The sequence below is a fragment of the Rhizobium sp. LCM 4573 genome, assembly GCF_001854865.1.
Lineage (GTDB): Bacteria > Pseudomonadota > Alphaproteobacteria > Rhizobiales > Rhizobiaceae > Neorhizobium.
The window spans coordinates 185669-201631 of sequence record NZ_MDDW01000026.1 but is presented as its reverse complement, the minus strand read 5'-3'; the positions used below and the strand labels follow the sequence as shown (position 1 = coordinate 201631).

19 protein-coding genes are annotated in these 15963 nt (G+C 61.5%); 15 read left to right on the top strand and 4 right to left on the bottom strand.

What is annotated here, in order from left to right; translation table 11 throughout:
- Window positions 1-76: 76 nt before the first annotated feature.
- Both LCM4573_RS20060 and LCM4573_RS20055 read left to right on the top strand, forming a co-directional pair.
- Window positions 77-517: a MarR family winged helix-turn-helix transcriptional regulator gene (locus tag LCM4573_RS20060; protein WP_071008142.1), complete on the top strand. Its 441-nt coding sequence runs from the start codon at window positions 77-79 to the stop codon at window positions 515-517.
- Window positions 518-520: 3 nt separating this feature from the next.
- A complete protein-coding gene (locus tag LCM4573_RS20055) occupies window positions 521-787 on the top strand; it encodes a DUF6522 family protein (protein WP_071008141.1) in 267 nt (88 codons plus the stop codon).
- A 4-nt stretch (window positions 788-791) separates the two neighbouring features.
- On the opposite strand, the gene LCM4573_RS20050 is transcribed toward LCM4573_RS20055, so the two are convergent.
- Window positions 792-1085 (bottom strand): hypothetical protein, encoded by a 294-nt coding sequence (locus tag LCM4573_RS20050; protein ID WP_071008140.1) that lies wholly within the window; start codon window positions 1083-1085, stop codon window positions 792-794.
- A 151-nt stretch (window positions 1086-1236) separates the two neighbouring features.
- Here LCM4573_RS20050 and LCM4573_RS20045 point away from each other — a divergent pair, with 151 nt between their 5' ends.
- Both LCM4573_RS20045 and LCM4573_RS20040 read left to right on the top strand, forming a co-directional pair.
- Window positions 1237-1542 carry a hypothetical protein gene (locus LCM4573_RS20045; protein ID WP_071008139.1) on the top strand — a complete coding sequence of 102 codons (306 nt, stop codon included), beginning with the start codon at window positions 1237-1239 and terminating at the stop codon, window positions 1540-1542.
- A gap of 75 nt (window positions 1543-1617) precedes the next feature.
- The gene (locus LCM4573_RS20040; RefSeq protein WP_071008138.1) at window positions 1618-2025 is read left to right on the top strand and encodes a low affinity iron permease family protein; all 408 of its coding nucleotides are present in this window, start codon (window positions 1618-1620) and stop codon (window positions 2023-2025) included.
- A 15-nt stretch (window positions 2026-2040) separates the two neighbouring features.
- Here the strand turns inward: LCM4573_RS20040 and LCM4573_RS20035 are convergent, their stop codons facing one another.
- Window positions 2041-3255 carry a LysR family transcriptional regulator gene (locus tag LCM4573_RS20035; RefSeq protein WP_071008137.1) on the bottom strand — a complete coding sequence of 405 codons (1215 nt, stop codon included), beginning with the start codon at window positions 3253-3255 and terminating at the stop codon, window positions 2041-2043.
- A complete protein-coding gene (locus LCM4573_RS20030) occupies window positions 3256-4134 on the bottom strand; it encodes an NAD(P)-dependent oxidoreductase (protein WP_071008136.1) in 879 nt (292 codons plus the stop codon). It lies immediately after the preceding gene.
- Between the two features lie 182 nt (window positions 4135-4316).
- Between LCM4573_RS20030 and LCM4573_RS20025 the strand changes: the two genes are divergently transcribed.
- The 11 genes from LCM4573_RS20025 to LCM4573_RS19975 all read left to right on the top strand — a co-directional run bounded on the left by LCM4573_RS20025 (window position 4317) and on the right by LCM4573_RS19975 (window position 15061).
- Window positions 4317-5051 carry a PIG-L deacetylase family protein gene (locus LCM4573_RS20025; RefSeq protein WP_071008135.1) on the top strand — a complete coding sequence of 245 codons (735 nt, stop codon included), beginning with the start codon at window positions 4317-4319 and terminating at the stop codon, window positions 5049-5051.
- Window positions 5052-5072: 21 nt separating this feature from the next.
- The gene (locus LCM4573_RS20020; RefSeq protein ID WP_071008134.1) at window positions 5073-6035 is read left to right on the top strand and encodes a VOC family protein; all 963 of its coding nucleotides are present in this window, start codon (window positions 5073-5075) and stop codon (window positions 6033-6035) included.
- Between the two features lies 1 nt (window position 6036).
- Window positions 6037-6708 (top strand): 4-carboxy-4-hydroxy-2-oxoadipate aldolase/oxaloacetate decarboxylase, encoded by a 672-nt coding sequence (locus LCM4573_RS20015; RefSeq protein WP_071008133.1) that lies wholly within the window; start codon window positions 6037-6039, stop codon window positions 6706-6708.
- Entirely contained in the window at window positions 6701-7756 is a 1056-nt protein-coding gene (locus LCM4573_RS20010; RefSeq protein WP_071008132.1) for a 4-oxalomesaconate tautomerase, read from the top strand. Before LCM4573_RS20015 ends, LCM4573_RS20010 begins: the two co-directional genes overlap by 8 nt.
- 37 nt (window positions 7757-7793) lie before the next feature.
- Window positions 7794-8654, top strand: a complete 861-nt coding sequence (locus LCM4573_RS20005; protein WP_071008131.1) for an amidohydrolase — start codon at window positions 7794-7796, stop codon at window positions 8652-8654.
- Between the two features lie 30 nt (window positions 8655-8684).
- Complete coding sequence (locus tag LCM4573_RS20000; RefSeq protein WP_083347546.1) at window positions 8685-9701, top strand: tripartite tricarboxylate transporter substrate binding protein; 1017 nt, start codon at window positions 8685-8687, stop codon at window positions 9699-9701.
- A 197-nt stretch (window positions 9702-9898) separates the two neighbouring features.
- Window positions 9899-11425 carry an ABC transporter substrate-binding protein gene (locus tag LCM4573_RS19995; protein ID WP_071008130.1) on the top strand — a complete coding sequence of 509 codons (1527 nt, stop codon included), beginning with the start codon at window positions 9899-9901 and terminating at the stop codon, window positions 11423-11425.
- A gap of 78 nt (window positions 11426-11503) precedes the next feature.
- The gene (locus tag LCM4573_RS19990; protein ID WP_071008129.1) at window positions 11504-12445 is read left to right on the top strand and encodes an ABC transporter permease; all 942 of its coding nucleotides are present in this window, start codon (window positions 11504-11506) and stop codon (window positions 12443-12445) included.
- Entirely contained in the window at window positions 12445-13317 is an 873-nt protein-coding gene (locus tag LCM4573_RS19985; RefSeq protein WP_071008128.1) for an ABC transporter permease, read from the top strand. Before LCM4573_RS19990 ends, LCM4573_RS19985 begins: the two co-directional genes overlap by 1 nt.
- Before the next feature lie 3 nt (window positions 13318-13320).
- Window positions 13321-14529, top strand: a complete 1209-nt coding sequence (locus tag LCM4573_RS19980; RefSeq protein ID WP_071008127.1) for an amidohydrolase/deacetylase family metallohydrolase — start codon at window positions 13321-13323, stop codon at window positions 14527-14529.
- A 34-nt stretch (window positions 14530-14563) separates the two neighbouring features.
- Window positions 14564-15061 (top strand): RidA family protein, encoded by a 498-nt coding sequence (locus tag LCM4573_RS19975; protein ID WP_071008126.1) that lies wholly within the window; start codon window positions 14564-14566, stop codon window positions 15059-15061.
- Window positions 15062-15071: 10 nt separating this feature from the next.
- Here the strand turns inward: LCM4573_RS19975 and LCM4573_RS19970 are convergent, their stop codons facing one another.
- On the bottom strand, window positions 15072-15905 hold the full coding sequence (locus tag LCM4573_RS19970; protein ID WP_071008125.1) for an IclR family transcriptional regulator: 834 nt from the start codon (window positions 15903-15905) through the stop codon (window positions 15072-15074).
- Window positions 15906-15963 lie beyond the last annotated feature (58 nt).

Sequence of the window (15963 nt, the reverse complement as noted above, 5' to 3'; positions counted from 1 at the left end):
CGAATTGCAATTCCACTGACTTGATATATCGTATTGCGATATAATGACGTTCGTCGAATAGGAAAGTGATTGCTGTATGAGCGACTTTCTTTCGGATGCAGACTATGAGGCGCTTGCCAATTTGCGCTTCACGCTTCGCCGTTTCATGGATTTTTCGACCTCGGCAGCTCAGGAGGCAGGGCTTCCGGGCCAGCAGCACCAAGCCCTGCTCGCCATCAGGGGATATCGTGGCGACGATCCGATGACCATTGGCCTGCTTGCCGAACGATTGCTGATAGCACCGCATACCGCCACCGAACTGGTGGGACGACTAGTATCCGCGGGCTACGTGGCCCGCCGGTCCGATCCCAAAGACAAGCGGCGGCAGACGCTGGAGCTGACGGTCAAGGCGGAGGATGCCCTGCGACGCCTCAGCGCCATCCATCTTACCGAAATCCGGGATATGGCACCGAGATTGATCGACCTCCTGACAGGATTGCAGGACGACGAGCCGCAGGGCAGAAAAGTGCCGGCTTGATCCATGATTGTCGAATTTCAACCGAACGGAGATTTCATTCTCGACGGAGCCGAATTGGGTGATCGCTTCGGTCTCTCGGAGCGGGATTTTCACCGTTACATGAAGCTCGGTCTTATCCGGGGAACGGTGGAGGTCGGCACCGGCGAGGATGAAGGCACGCGGCGGCTCTCGCTGCGCCTCGGCAACCGCATGTGGCGCGCCGTACTGAATGCGGACAATTCGATCCGTGACGAAGAAATGACTGTTCTGCGCGGAAAACCGCCGAAATAGTTGTCTAACGGGAGCGGCGGCCACGGTTCTGGTCGGCGTCGCGCGCAGAAGCGCGAGGATCGACCCGGATGATGACCTTATGGGGCCTGCCGCTGTCACCGCGCCTCAAAATACTGATGACGCATTCTCCCGCACTTGGGCGTACCGAAAGAAGATGGCCGTTCGTCGCCGCAACTGCCCTGTCCACCGCCGCCCCGCAATCGAGTGCGTGATCCGATATCAAGAGAGGGGCTGCGTTCTGCGCTCTGGCAACGGTCAGCAGGGTTGCTGCTGCGAGTACTGTCAGGACGATCATCATTGCCTCGCTGCCTCAACCTCGGGGTGGCGGTCCTCTTAGGTCTCTTGCAGCCACCTTCTGCTCTTGGAATTTATATCGTGCTACGATATATTGTAAAGAAGGAGGGTTCTCGTGGCCCGACCGGGCCTACCTCCATAAGGGAGATCCCGAAATGACGATCCGCGATGTATTTCCTTCTGTGGATATGAAGCTCGACCGGTTCGGCGAACAGCTTCAGAAATCCCGTGCGGCCTTCGATGCGCATGGCCCCTGGCAGGAGCCTGAGGATCGATCTCCGGCGATGCTGAAGATAAGCAGCCTTCGCGATCAGCTTCTCGCGCGTTCCGCCTCGCAGGSCATGTCCTGGGATCTTCTCAAGCTCGAATGGAGATATGATCTTGCACTTCTTCTGAGCGATTTCAAACACTGGATGCGTTACGTCGACGAACAGTTCAGCGTTTCCAACTGGCGCCGTTAAGGGGGTGCGCCAGCGTGATGGAACCTTAGTGGCTCRCAAAATGTTGGCATCCGCCTGTTTTTGGAGTCATGCAAGATGGAAACGCGACTGAACTTCTTCACGAGATTTGCCGCCGCGGTTGCGGAACGGTCGGGCAAACCCGTCACCTTTACCTTCGCAGTGGTGGTCGTTCTCATCTGGGCGGTCTCCGGGCCGTTCTTCGGATTTTCCGAGACCTGGCAGCTCGTGATCAATACCGGAACGACGATCGTCACCTTTCTGATGGTCTTCGTGCTTCAGAACAGCCAGAACCGCGACGGAAAGGCATTGCAAGCCAAGCTCGATGAACTGATCCTGGCAACCCACGCGCAAAATAAATTCGTCGGCATCGAAAAGCTGGAAGAGAAGCAATTGCGTATGTTGAGCGAGCGCCTTGCTCAGCAGGCAGAACGGATCGGAGACAAGGCAGACGAACAGGCCGCGTCTGAGACGGAAAAAATATAGGCGGATCTTGCCAGCCTATCGATCCCGCCCGGGCCTGACGTCGCGAAGTAGATCCAGGAATTGCTGTTGCGCGATGGTCGGCATCCATCCGTGCCGGAAAGTAAGGCCGATCGGACGCGACGTGTGGCTAAGGTCGATGTCCAATGCCGTCATCAGCCCACGCGCGATTTCCGCCTTGGCCTGAAGATAGGAGACGCAGCCGAGATGATCGCTCTCGTCCAGGAGCTCGCGCATCAGGATCAGCGAACCGGACTCCACGATGCTTCTCGGTGCCCGGTTTCCCAGGGAAGCGAACAGCTCGTTGAAATGCTTCCTGGTCGGAGTACCGGCCTGCGCCACGATCCAGGGACAGAAGGCCAGTTCGTCCAGCGTAATATCGGATCTTCCCACCAGCGGATGGTTCAAACCCGCGACGATGACGACGGTATCGGAGAAAAGCTCTTCCTGCTCGACGTCCCCGATGGGCACGGGATCGCGTAGCGCGCCGATAAGGAAGTCGATCTCGCCACGCCGCAGCCCCTGCAGGAGATCGGCATATCGTCCCTCCATGATATGGATCGGCAGGTTAGGCCTCAGCTTGCGAAAACGGGAAATTGTCTTGGGAAGCATGTAGGAGCGCGAAAGCGGCAGCGAGCCGATCACGATTCGCCCGGCTTCCGCGCGCGTGAGGTCGGCAAGGTCGGCCTCGGCCTGCGCCAGTTCAGCGAAACTCAGCCGTGCCGCCTGGGCAAGCGCCTGGGCCGGCCGCGTCGCCACAATGCCGTAGGAGGTGCGTTCGAAAAGCGGGCGCGCGGCCTCCTGCTCCAACTGGCTGACAGCCCGATGCACGGTCGGCTGGGCAAGCCCGAGACGCCGTGCGGCGAGGGTGAAGTTTTCCGCCTCGCGGACAGCGACCAGCGCCTGGAGCTGTGCCGAGGTTGCGGTGATGCGAAGCCGTGGCGAGAGGTCAATCAGCGCGGGATCGAGATAGCCGAAGGCGCGCCTAACCCGCGTCGCAAGCTGCTGGCCCGCCCTGTTGGAGAACAGGCCTTGCGTGGTGCGGTCGAACAGGCTGATGCCGATGCTCCGCTCGATCTTCGAAAGCGCCTGCGTCACCGCTGGCTGCGACACATGGCAAAGTTCGGCCGCCCTGGTTACCGAGCCCGTCTCCACCACGGCCAGAAAAACCCTTAAATGCCGAAGGTTCTGCTGTAGAACCGGGATGGAGTTATCGGAGGCGAGCCAGTTCATTTATGAAAGCTCACCAAGGATTCGATCCGCGCGGGCGCCAAGCGGCTCTTCTTCGGCCTTGAGCGACAGTGTTGCGATCTGTCTCTGCCAATCGGCCGCCGCTGCCGTCATCCGGTCGGGCAGGCCGAGATCGCGCAGCGTCCTTGCAACCTCCTGCATCTCGGCCGCGCGCCTGGTTCCATGCACCATCATGCGTTCCAGGTTGTAGGCCGAACGCTTGATCCAGTCGATGCCGGGATCGGAAGCCTGCAAGGACGAAAGAACGGCGTCCTCCACGCCCGCCCGGCGCGCAGCCAGAACGCATTCCGCAGTCAATGCTTCCAACCCCTTGATCATCACCGAGCGCAGCATCTTGATTGTGGATGCCTGGCCGGGTTCGCTGCCAGCGATACGGGCATTCATCCCGAGCTCCGTGAGCAGTACCAGCGCCTCTTGCGCATGGCTGCCAGCGATGAGGAGCAAAGTGCGGTGGCGGGCGGGATGGACCGGCGCCATGACTGCGACGTCGACATAGCGCGCGCCCCGTGCAGAGAGAACCTCGGCGGCTCGCGCCTTCGTCGAGGGAGCGCAGGAATTGCAGTCGAAGTAGTAGCTGCCTGTCTCCATAGCGGATGCTGCATTCTGCGCAGCCTCCAGTGCCCGGTCGGCGGTGACGAGGCTAAAGATCGCGCCTCTTCCCGAGAGGGCCTGCGCGACATCGCTCGCGCAGAAAACCTCGAGCCGTGCGCAGGCCCGCTGCAGATTTTCACGCTCGGATGGATTGTCGATCTTGACATCGTAGATGGCGAGGCCTTCTGCCGGCGATTGGGGCAACTCCTTCCATCCGGCCGTGAATGCTTGTCCGGCTTCGCCGAAGCCCAGCAGCGCGATCCGCACCATTTCTCCTCCTCCCCATACCATTCGCGAAGGCGAAGAAACCGGCACTCCGCGCGAGTTTGATCTTGCCAGAGGCCGCCGGCTTTAGACAGCCATTATAGCAAAAACTTATGACCTGGACCCGACTCCAAATTGGCGGTGATGCCCTTTCGGAGCGAGAAGGGAAGCCGACAAGGAGGATATCCATGGCTGACAAGAAAACGGCTCTCGTCATCAGCGCGCATGCTGCGGACTTCGTCTGGCGCTGCGGCGGCGCAATCGCCCTGCACGCGCAAAAGGGCTACGAGGTGACCGTCATATGCCTTTCCTTCGGCGAACGTGGCGAGTCCGCCAAGCTCTGGAAGGAACCAGGCATGACGCTCGAAAAGGTGAAGGCGGCGCGCCGGGCGGAGGCCGAAAAGGCGGCGCAGGCGCTCGGCGTACACGACCTCGTCTCCTTCGATCTCGGTGACTATCCGCTGCGGCTCAGCGACGAGGACAAGTACCGTCTGGTCGATGTGATCCGCGCCGTGCAGCCCGCTTTCATGCTCAGTCACTCCCACTATGACCCTTACAACACCGACCACATGTATGCGACGCAGGTGGCGCTGGAGGCGCGCATGATCGCTCAGGCCTGGGGTCATAATCCTGGCCAGAAAGTGCTAGGTGCGCCGCAGCTTTACCTGTTCGAACCGCACCAGACCGAGCAGATGGGATGGAAGCCTGATGTCTTCCTCGACATCACGTCGGTCTGGGACAGGAAGCGCGCCGCCATCGAGTGCATGGAGGGGCAGGAGCATCTGTGGGAATTCTATACCCGCGTCGCTCTAAACCGAGCCAACCATTTCCAGCGCAATTCCGGTGGTCAGGCAGGTGGCCGGGCCGCAAAATATGCGGAGGGATTCCAGTCCGTGTTCCCGCGGACCGTCGACGAACTTTAAGCTCGCCGGGAGGAGGCTGAAATGGAGCGATCGTTCGACATCGCGCATCTTGCGCATGTGGAGATGTACACCGACAGGTTCGAGGAAAGCCTCGACTTCTTCATGCGGATCTATGGGCTGACGCTTTCCGGTCAGGACCAGACTTCCGCCTATCTGCGAGCTTGGGATGATTACGAATTCCACACGCTGAAGCTCACCCGTCACGACACGACGGGAGTTGGTCATATCGCCTATCGCGCATCCTCTAAGGAGGCTTTGATGCGGCGGGTGAAGGCGATCGAGGAAAGCAGGTACAAGGTCATCGGCTGGGTGGAGGGAGATCTCGGTCACGGCAGGGCGTTCCGCTTCGAAGACCCATTCGGACATGTCTTCGAGATCTACTGGGACACGGTGCGCTACGAACCTCCGCCGGAAGAAAGGCCGAAGCTGAAGAACCTTGCGCAGCGGTTCCATGGGCGCGGTGCTCACCCCCGCAGACTCGACCACCTCAACCTGCTTGCCGAGGACGTCACGGAGTTTCGCGCCTTCATGGAAACATGTCTCGGCTCCCGGGTAACCGAGATGATCCGGCTCGACAACGGACGTCTCGGCGGTTGCTGGTTCACCATCAACAACAAGACCTATGATCTTGCCTGCACGGAAGAGCATGGCGGCGGCAAGGGGCGCCTTCACCACGTGACCTTTGCCACCGATACGCGCGAGGACATCTTGCGTGCCGCCGACATCTTCCTCGAAAACGGCGTTCATATCGAAACGGGTCCACACAAGCACGCCATTCAGGGCACGTTTTTCCTCTATGTCTGGGAGCCCGCCGGAAACCGCGTGGAGCTCGCCAATTCCGGTGCGCGCCTGATCCTGGCGCCGGATTGGGAGCCTGTCGTCTGGACCGAGGCCGAGCGCAAGAAAGGCCAGGCCTGGGGGCTGAAGACGATCGAGACGTTCCATACGCACGGCACTCCGCCGATAAACAGAGAAGGACACTGATATGGGAGTTGTGGTGCAGACGGTTGCGCGGGCCGAACAGTCCGTCATCGATCGCTTGGGGCAGGCGGGCGTTGCTACTGTTCATGAGGCGCAGAGCCGCAAGGGCATGCTGGCGAGCTACATGCGTCCGATCTATGCCGGCGCGCAGATCGCCGGTTCGGCGGTCACAATTTCCGCGCCGCCTGGCGACAACTGGATGATCCACGTCGCCATCGAGCAGTTGAAGCCGGGCGATATCCTCGTCCTCGCACCCACCTCACCCTGCGTTAACGGCTATCTCGGCGATCTTCTGGCGACCTCGGCCATGGCGCGGGGCTGCCGTGGTCTCATCATCGATGCCGGCGTTCGCGACGTCCGGGACCTGACCGCCATGGGCTTTCCTGTCTGGTCGAAGGCGATCTCGGCGCAGGGGACAGTGAAGGAGACGCTGGGTTCGGTGAACGTGCCTATCGTCTGCGCCGGCGCCTATATCGAGGCGGGCGACGTGATCATTGCCAATGACGACGGCGTCTGTGTCGTCAGGCGTGAGGAAGCCGAGGCCGTGCTGGCGGCAGCGGACAAGCGGCTTGCCAACGAGGAGGCGAAACGCAAGCGGTTGGCGGCCGGCGAGCTCGGGCTCGATATCTATGACATGCGCCCGGCGCTGGCGGCGAAGGGGCTGAAATATGTCTGAGGACGGCATTCCCTGCCTCTGGATGCGTGGTGGCTCGTCCAAGGGAGCATACTTCCTGGCAAGCGACCTGCCGGCCGATACAGGGGAGCGCGACGACCTCCTGCTGCGGATCATGGGTTCGCCCGATCCGCGCCAGATCGACGGGATCGGCGGCGCCGACCCGCTCACCTCCAAGGTAGCGGTCCTTTCTGCGTCCAGCCGCGAGGATGCCGATGTCGATTATCTCTTCCTCCAGGTCTTCGTGGACCAGGCGGTGGTCAGCGACGCGCAGGGCTGCGGCAATATTCTGGCCGGCGTCGGCCCGGCGGCGATTGAGCGCGGACTTGTCGCCGTGACCGGCAACGAGACCGAAGTGCGCATCCATATGCTGAACACCGGCGAGGTTGCACTTGCACGGATCCAAACGCCGGGCGGCCGCGTCAACTACAAGGGCAGCACCGAGATCGCCGGCGTTCCGGGAAGCCATGCGGCGGTGCCGCTCCTGTTCATGAACATTGCAGGTTCGATGTGCGGCGCGCTGCTGCCGACCGGTAATGCGGTCGACGTCATCGACGGCATTGAGGCTACCCTGATCGATAACGGCATGCCCTGCGTCGTCATGCGAGCTTCGGACTTCGCGATTTCTGGCAAGGAGAGCCGCGAGGAATTGGAAGCCAATGCCGATTTGAAGGCGAAGATAGAGGCGATCCGCCTGAAGGCTGGGCCGATGATGCGGCTCGGCGACGTGACCAAGGCATCCGTTCCGAAGATGACACTCGTTTCCGCGCCGGAAAATGGCGGAGCGATCACAGCCCGGTCGTGGATACCGCATCGTGTCCACGCTTCGATCGGCGTGCTGGCCGCGGTGACGGTCGCGACCGCCACACGTCTCGAGATGAGTCCGGCCGCCGAACTCGCGGTGAGCCCCGCGGACGGCCGCTATCTGGTGGAGCATCCGACAGGCACGATGGAGGTCTTCCTGGATTTGGCCGAAGACGGTTCGATCCAGGGCGCCGGTACGGTAAGGACGGCGCGCAAGCTGTTCGAAGGAAAGGTTTTTCCCCGGTGAGAGCCGGGCCTAATCGATATGTCGGGAGGTAATCATAATGAGTTCGGCCATTACAGTTGACGGGATCCGGCGCAAACCTGATTTCATCCTGCCTGCCGGCGCCTGCGATGCCCATTGCCATGTGTTTGGTCCAGGTGCGGTCTTTCCCTATGCGCCGGGACGCAGCTACACGCCCGGGGACGCACCGAAGGAGGCCCTTTCCGCGCTCCACGATCGGCTGGGTGTCGGGCGGGCGGTGATCGTCCAGGCAAGCTGCCATGGCACCGACAATCGCGCCATGCTCAACGCGATCGCATGGCGGCCCGATCGCTATCGCGGGGTGGCAATCGTCGACGACAGTTTCGACGACCAGGCGTTTCAGCGGCTTGACGACGGCGGCGTGCGCGGCGTCCGGTTCAACTTCGTCCGTCACCTCGGCGGCGCCCCGGATATGAATGTCTTCAATCGGGTCATCGACCGGATCAAGGGACGTGGCTGGCATGTCGTGCTGCATCTCGACGCCGCCGATATCGTGCCCTTATCGGAGATGATCCGCAGCCTGCCGGTTCCCTTCGTGATCGACCACATGGGACGGGTCGACACCGGTCTCGGGACCGAGCAGCCGGCCTTCCAGGCACTTTTGGAGCTTGTCAGGCGGGAGAACTGCTGGGTCAAAGTCTGCGGGTCGGAACGGATTTCCCGCTTTCCTTTCGATGCGGCAGTGCCGTTCGCCCGCGCGCTCGTCGAGGCAAGCCCGGACCGCACGCTCTGGGGAACGGATTTCCCACATCCCAATCTCAAGGAGTCGGTGGAGGAGGCCGATCTCGTTGATCTCGTGCTGCGCTTTACGGACGGGGAGGGCGAGCGGCGGCAGCTGCTCGTCGACAACCCCGCGCGGCTTTACGGTTTTGCCGCCTGAGCGGCGGCCCCACAAATGGAGGAGGTGACGATGTTCAATAGCATGACACAAAAACCGGCGACACTGTTCAGGCGTGCTTCGAAACTGGGGGCGTCATTGGTTGCAGCGTCCGTTCTGGCATTGACCGTGCCGACCCTTGCGTTAGCCGAGGGTTATCCGGAGCGGGACATCACTCTCGTCCTGCCCTTCGGGCCGGGCGGGATCGCCGATATCACCTCGCGCGTCGTTGCCGACGCACTCGGCAAGAAGCTCGGCCGGCAGATCGTCATCATGAACCAGCCGGGGGCGGCCGGCGCGGTTGCCGCGCGCGCGGCGCTCAACGCCCCCGCCGACGGATATACCCTGGCGCTCCTTTCGAACGGCACGGCGATCAGCGTGCCGCTGTTCGAAAACCTCCAGTTCGATCCGGTCAAGGATTTCGTGCCGGTTTCAAGCCTTGCCTATTTCGATTTCGTCTTCGTCACCAAGGCGGGCGGCAAATTCAAGACGCTGGCGGACGTTCTTGAGGCTGCAAAGGCCGAGCCCGGTGCGCTGAACGTCGGCACCATCAATGTCGGCAGCAGTCAGAATCTGGCCGCCGAACTCTTCAAGTCGACATCAGGCATCGATTTCACCATTGTTCCCTATAAGGCTACCCCGGACCTTCTCGTCGCTCTGCTCGGCGACGAACTCGACGTCATCATCGATAGCCAGACGGCGCTGAAGGCAGCGCTGACGCAGGGGCAGGCGGTGGCCGTCGCCTCCTCCGGTCCGACCCGATCGATCCTGCTGCCCGATGTCGCGACGGCACAGGAGCAGGGCGTGAACGGTTTCGACGTCACGTCATGGAACGCCATCTTTGCGCCTGCCGGYACGCCGCAGGACGTGGTCGACAAGCTGAATGCGACGCTGGTGGAGGTGCTCGCCGACCCGGCTATCCAGAAGCGCTTCGCCGAGCTCGGGGTCGAAGCCCGCTCCAGCAAGCCGCAGGAGATCGGCGCTCGCCTGGAAGCCGATATCGAAAAATGGTCGGCGGTCATCGAAAAGGCCGGCATTCCGAAACAGTGATCCGCACTCTTCGGGATTAGAGTAGAAATCTACCCCTGGGGCTCGGCAGCCGTGATTACGGTCGCCGAGCCTTTTCTTTTGGCGATCTGCGCTGGCATCAGCTCGGCGTCGCGAAGTGATTGACACCTCTCCCAGCTTCGGTATTCTGTTATAAAGTCGTTTATAACATAATAGTGGAACTCAACTGGGAGACTGACATGAAATTGAAACTTGCTTTCCTTGCGGCCACGGTGCTCGTCGCCTCGCCCACGATGCTTCTTGCCCAGGAAAAGGGCGGCGTCATCAATGTCGCGACGATCGGCGAGCCGCCGACGCTCGATCCGATGTCTTCGACGGCGGACCTCGTCGGCATCGTCACCCAGCACATCTTCGAAACGCTCTACACCTTCGACAAGAGCTGGAAGGTGACGCCGCTTCTGGCCGAAAGCCTGCCCGAGATCAGCGCGGACGGAAAAACCTACACGATCAAGCTGCGCACCGGCATCACGTTCCATGACGGCACCGACATGACTTCCGAGGACGTGGTGGCGTCGCTCAACCGTTGGACGAAGATTGCGTCGCGCGGAAAGCAGGCGGTCGGCTTCATCGAAACGATCGAAGCGCCCGATGCCTCCACGGTGGTGATCAAGCTGAAGCAGGCCTATGCACCGCTCACCTCGCTGCTCGCCTTCAACAACTCCGCGGCCATCATCATTCCTTCGGAAAAGCAGGCCGAGCCGATGACCGACTTCGTCGGTACCGGACCCTACATGCTGAAGGAGCGCAGGGCCGACCAGTATATCCAGCTTGCCCGCTTCGACGGCTACAAGTCGCGCGATGGGGAGAGCGATGGCTATGGCGGCGCCCGCCACCAGTATCTGGACGAGATCCGCTTCGTGCCTGTCCCCGATCCCAATACCCGCCTCGAGGCGGCGGTCTCCGGTCAGTATGAATATGTCGATTCCATCGCGGTCGAGTCCTTCGACCGGCTGAAGTCATCCTCCGCCTCACAGCCCGTCTTGCTGAAGCCGTTCGGCTATCCGGTCTTCGTCTTCAATACTGCCGAAGGCGTTGCGAAGAACGTTGAAATCCGCAAGGCCATCCGCCAGGCGCTCAGTATGGAAGACATGATGGCGGCCGCCTTCGGAGGCACGGATTTCTACACCGCCGATGGAAAGATCTATCCGGAGAACTTCGTCTGGAGCACCGATGCCGGCGTCGAGGGTAATTATAACCTGGCCGATCCGGAAGGGGCGGCCGAGGCCGCCAAGGCAGCCGGCTACAATGGCGAGCCGATCCGCATCCTGACGAGCCGTCAGTACGAATTCCACTACAAGATGGCGCAGGTCGCTGCAGAGTACCTGAAACTCGCCGGCTTCACGGTGGATATGCAGGTGGTCGACTGGGCGACGCTGACGCAGCGCCGCGCCGACAAGGCGCTCTGGGATATCTATATCAGCCACAGCCCGTTCCTGCCGGAACCGGCTCTCATCGGGTCGCTTTCGACCAGTTCGCCAGGCTGGTGGGATACGCCTGCCCGCAAGGCGGCGGTCGACGCCTTCACGGCGGAGGTCGATGCGGATAAGCGCGTCGAGCTCTGGGCGGAGGTCCAGAAGGCGATCTATGACGATGTACCGTTCATGAAGATCGGCGATTTCAACGCGGTTTCGGCCAAGTCGAACAAGCTCGAGGGCGTCGATCCGGCGCCATGGCCTTATTTCTGGAACGCTTCGATCTCGAAATAAGCAAGACCGAGGCAGGCGCCGGTGCTTCGGCACGGTGTCCGCCTCCTCTGATGTCTTCCGGACAGCGGAAACGTATTCATGATACGATACATTCTTCAGCGCCTTGCCGGCATGATCGTCGTAATGTTCCTAGTCGTCACGATCGTCTTCGTGATCGTGCGCGTCACCCCCGGAGACCCGGCTGCCGTGATGCTCGGCCCCGACGCGACGCCGCAGGACATTGCCGATCTGCGCACGCGCCTCGGGCTCGATCAGTCTCTCGTCGTCCAGTACGTCCTCTATATCGGACAGTTGCTGAAGGGCGATCTCGGGCAGTCGATCTTCCTCAACATGCCGGTGACATCGGCGTTGCTCGAGCGGGCGGAGCCGACCTTCTTCCTCACCGTTTTCTCACTGGCGATCGCCAGCGTGATCGCGCTGCCGATCGGCATCTATGCCGCCTATCGACGCGGCTCTTTCGTTGATCAGGCGGCGACCACGATCGCCATGCTGGCGGCCAGCATTCCGAGCTTCTGGCTGGGCCTGATCCTGATGCAGTTCTTCGCCGTCCGGCTAAACATCTTTCCGGTATCCGGCTATGGCGGACCCGGAACGTCATTCATCGGGCGCATGTACCACCTGACGCTGCCAGCCTTCGCGCTCGGCCTCGTCTCGTCGGCGCTCATTCTGCGCTTCACGCGTGCCTCCATGCTCGACGTGCTCGGCGACGACTATATCCGCACGGCACGCGCCAAAGGATTGATAGAGCGGCGTGTCGTCTTGAAGCACGCTTTGAAGAACGCGCTGATCCCCATTCTGACGGTGATCGGGCTAACGGCCGCGGTACTGATCTCAGGCGCGGTGGTCACTGAGACCGTCTTCGGCCTGCCCGGCGTGGGCAATCTCGTCGTCTCGGCCGTGCTCCGCCGCGACTATCCGGTGATCCAGGGCGCGCTGCTGGTGATTGCCGGCCTTTATGTGCTGATCAATTTCGCGATCGACATGCTGTATCTGCTCGTAGATCCAAGGGTGCGCTACTGATGGCGGACGTTGTTTCCACAAAGCCGGCCGCAAGCGAGGGATCGAAGTTCCTCCGCCGCTTCGTCAAGCGCAAGACGGTGGCAGCCGGTCTCCTTATTCTGGCGGTCTTCGTTCTGCTCGCCGCCTTCGCGCCGCTGATCGCACCCTATTCGCCGTCGAAACTTTCGATCGTGAACCGGTTGAAGCCGCCGAGCGAGATGTTCTGGTTCGGCACCGACGAGTTCGGCCGCGATGTCTTCTCGCGCACCATCTATGCCGGCCGGCTGTCGCTGCTGGTGGGTGCGGCGGTCGTTGCGCTCTCGGCCGTGATCGGCATCACGCTCGGCCTGCTCGCGGGTTTCTTCAAGCGACTCGATACRCCGATCGCGCGGCTCATCGACGCGATGATGGCCTTCCCGGACATTCTGCTCGCAATTGCGCTCGTCGCAGCACTCGGGCCCTCGCTGACCACGGTCATCATCGCCTTGTCCGTCGTCTACTCGCCGCGGCTGGCACGCATCGTGCGGGCATCGACGCTGGTGATCCGCGAACTGCCCTATGTGGAGGCCGCTCAGGCGCTTGGGATATCGACCTTCCACATCATGACGCGGCATGTGCTGCGCAACCTGATGTCGCCGATCCTCGTACAGGCGACCTTCCTGTTCGCCAGCGCCATGCTTGCCGAAGCAGGGCTCTCCTTCCTGGGGCTCGGCGTCAGCCCCGAGATTCCGACCTGGGGAACCATGATCTCCGCCGGCCGCCAATATATCGGGCAGGCCGACTGGATGACCTATTTCCCCGGCTTTGCCATCATTCTTTCCGTGCTCTCGCTGCAGATGGTCGGCGATGGCTTGCGGGATATGCTCGATCCAAGACTGCGAAGGGATTTGTAAATCATGACATCCGGAGAACAGGCGAAACCGCTTCTCCTCGCCAACGTGAAGCCAATGGCCTTCGGCACCAATGCGCCGGCCGGCACCACCGATATCCTGGTCGGCGCCGACGGCAAAATATCCGCGATCGGGCAGTCGCTTGCGGCTCCGGCCGATGCGATCCGCGTCGACGCCAAGGGCGCCTTTGTCTCGCCGGGTTGGGTGGATCTCCACGTGCATATCTGGCATGGTGGCACGGATATCTCGATCCGGCCTTCCGAGTGCGGTGCTGAGCGCGGCGTCACGACGCTGGTCGATGCCGGCTCCGCCGGCGAAGCCAATTTCCATGGTTTCCGCGAATATATCATCGAGCCCTCCCGCGAACGCATCAAGGCTTTCCTGAACCTCGGTTCGATCGGTCTCGTTGCCTGCAATCGCGTCGCCGAACTGCGCGATATCCGCGACATCGACCTCGACCGCATCCTCGAATGCTATGCGGAAAACAGCGAGCATATCGTCGGTCTCAAGGTTCGCGCCAGCCACGTCATCACCGGTTCCTGGGGTGTTACCCCGGTCAAGCTCGGTAAGAAGATCTCCAAGATCTTGAAAATACCGATGATGGTGCATGTGGGCGAACCGCCGGCGCTTTACGACGAAGTGCTCGAAATCCTCGGTCCCGGCGACGTCGTCACCCATTGCTTCAACGGCAAGGCCGGCTCGAGCATCATGGAGGACGAGGATCTCTTCAACCTGGCCGAACGCTGCGCCGGGGAGGGAATCCGCCTCGATATCGGCCATGGCGGAGCTTCCTTCTCCTTCAAGGTCGCGGAAGCGGCGATCGCGCGGGGCCTCCTGCCGTTCTCGATCTCCACCGACCTGCATGGCCACTCGATGAATTTCCCGGTCTGGGACCTGGCGACCACCATGTCCAAGCTGCTCTCGGTCGGCATGCCCTTCGACAAGGTCGTCGAAGCGGTCACCCACCACCCGGCCTCCGTCATCAAGCTTTCGATGGAAGACCGTCTTTCGGTTGGTCAACGCGCAGATTTCACGATCTTCGATCTGGTCGATGCGGATCTCGAAGCGACCGATTCGAACGGGGACGTCTCCCGTCTGACGAAACTGTTCGAGCCACGCTACGCGGTCATCGGTTCCGAGGCCATCACCGCCAGCCGCTACATTCCAAGGGCCCGAAAGCTGGTGCGCCACAGCCACGGCTATTCCTGGCGCTGATGCCGGGTTTCATATTTCATAACGAGGAATTTGCGTGAAACACTCTTCCACCTACGCAGAGCCGAAACAGCCGACGCCCTATCAGCGGCTTGCCTCGCTCGGCATCGAACTTCCACCTTCACCACCGCCGATCGCCAATTTCGTGACGCACGTGCGGGAGGGAAATCTGCTCTATCTCTCAGGGCAGGGGCCTCGCGAGGCGGACGGCCATCTCCATTCCGGCAAGGTCGGCGGCGAAGTGGGCGTCGATCAGGCCTATCAGCACGCACGGCTGACGGGCATCAACCTGCTTGCGGTCATGCATGATGCGCTAGGCGATCTTTCCCGTGTCAAGCGGGTGGTCAAGCTGCTCGGCATGGTCAATGCCGTTCCGCAATTCGAGGATCATCCGAGCGTCATCAACGGCTGCTCGGACCTGTTCATCGAAGTGTTCGGCGATGCCGGCCAGCATGCTCGCTCGGCCGTCGGTTTCGGATCGCTGCCCGGCAACATTACCGTCGAGATCGAGGCGATCGTCTCGCTGAGAGATTGACGCAATGGGATCAGTGATTGCGCCAGCCCATCACCTTCTCGATCCGCTCGGCGGAGGCGCGGACGTGCTCGGTATAGTGGTTCTCGTCGGAGAAGACCTTCTGCTCCGGCAGTACGATGGAAATGGTAGCGACACAACGGCCGCTCCGGTCGCAGATCGGCGAGGCGATGCAGGCGACAGCGTAGTCGGATTCGGCGACCTGAATCGACAGACGCTCCTGGAAGGCGCCTCCAGCGGCGTCGGAGAGCGTCTTGGCATCGATTTCCGCACGACCGGTCGGCGAGGTGCGGGCGCAGCGCTTGAAGAGTTCGATACGCTCGGCTTCGGGGAGATGCCCGACCAGAAGCCGGCCCGACGCCGTCCAGTTGAGCGGCACGCGCGTGCCGACGCGCGAAGCGACCTGGAAATGGCTCGGCCCATCCGCCATGGCCAGCACCAGCATGTGGTCGCCGTCGCGCCCGCACAACTGCACCGTTTCGCCGGCTTCGCGGCAAAGGTCGTGCATCTCGTGCGTCGCCACGCTCATGAAATCCAGCGATCGGGCATAGGCGAGCCCGTAATGATAGAGCCGCGCACCAAGCCAGAGAGAGCCGACCGGATTGCGCGCCAGCATGTTCTTTTCCACCAAATCCTCAATGATGACATAGACGGTGGAAAGCGGTGCGCCGATCGCCTTGGCGATCGCATAGGCGCCGGCGGGCGCGCCGGTCTCATAGAGATGGTCGATCACCTGCAGCGCTCGATCAATGCCGCTCACGCGCGAGCGGCGCGTGGCTGGAACTTCGCGATCCCCTTCGGAGGCGATTGCCGATGATGTCTTCGCGTCCAATTCAACGCTCCTCATTCTACTTGAGGAGGCTATTACATTATTATGGCATAGCTGTCGATGAAAATCCTCGAGC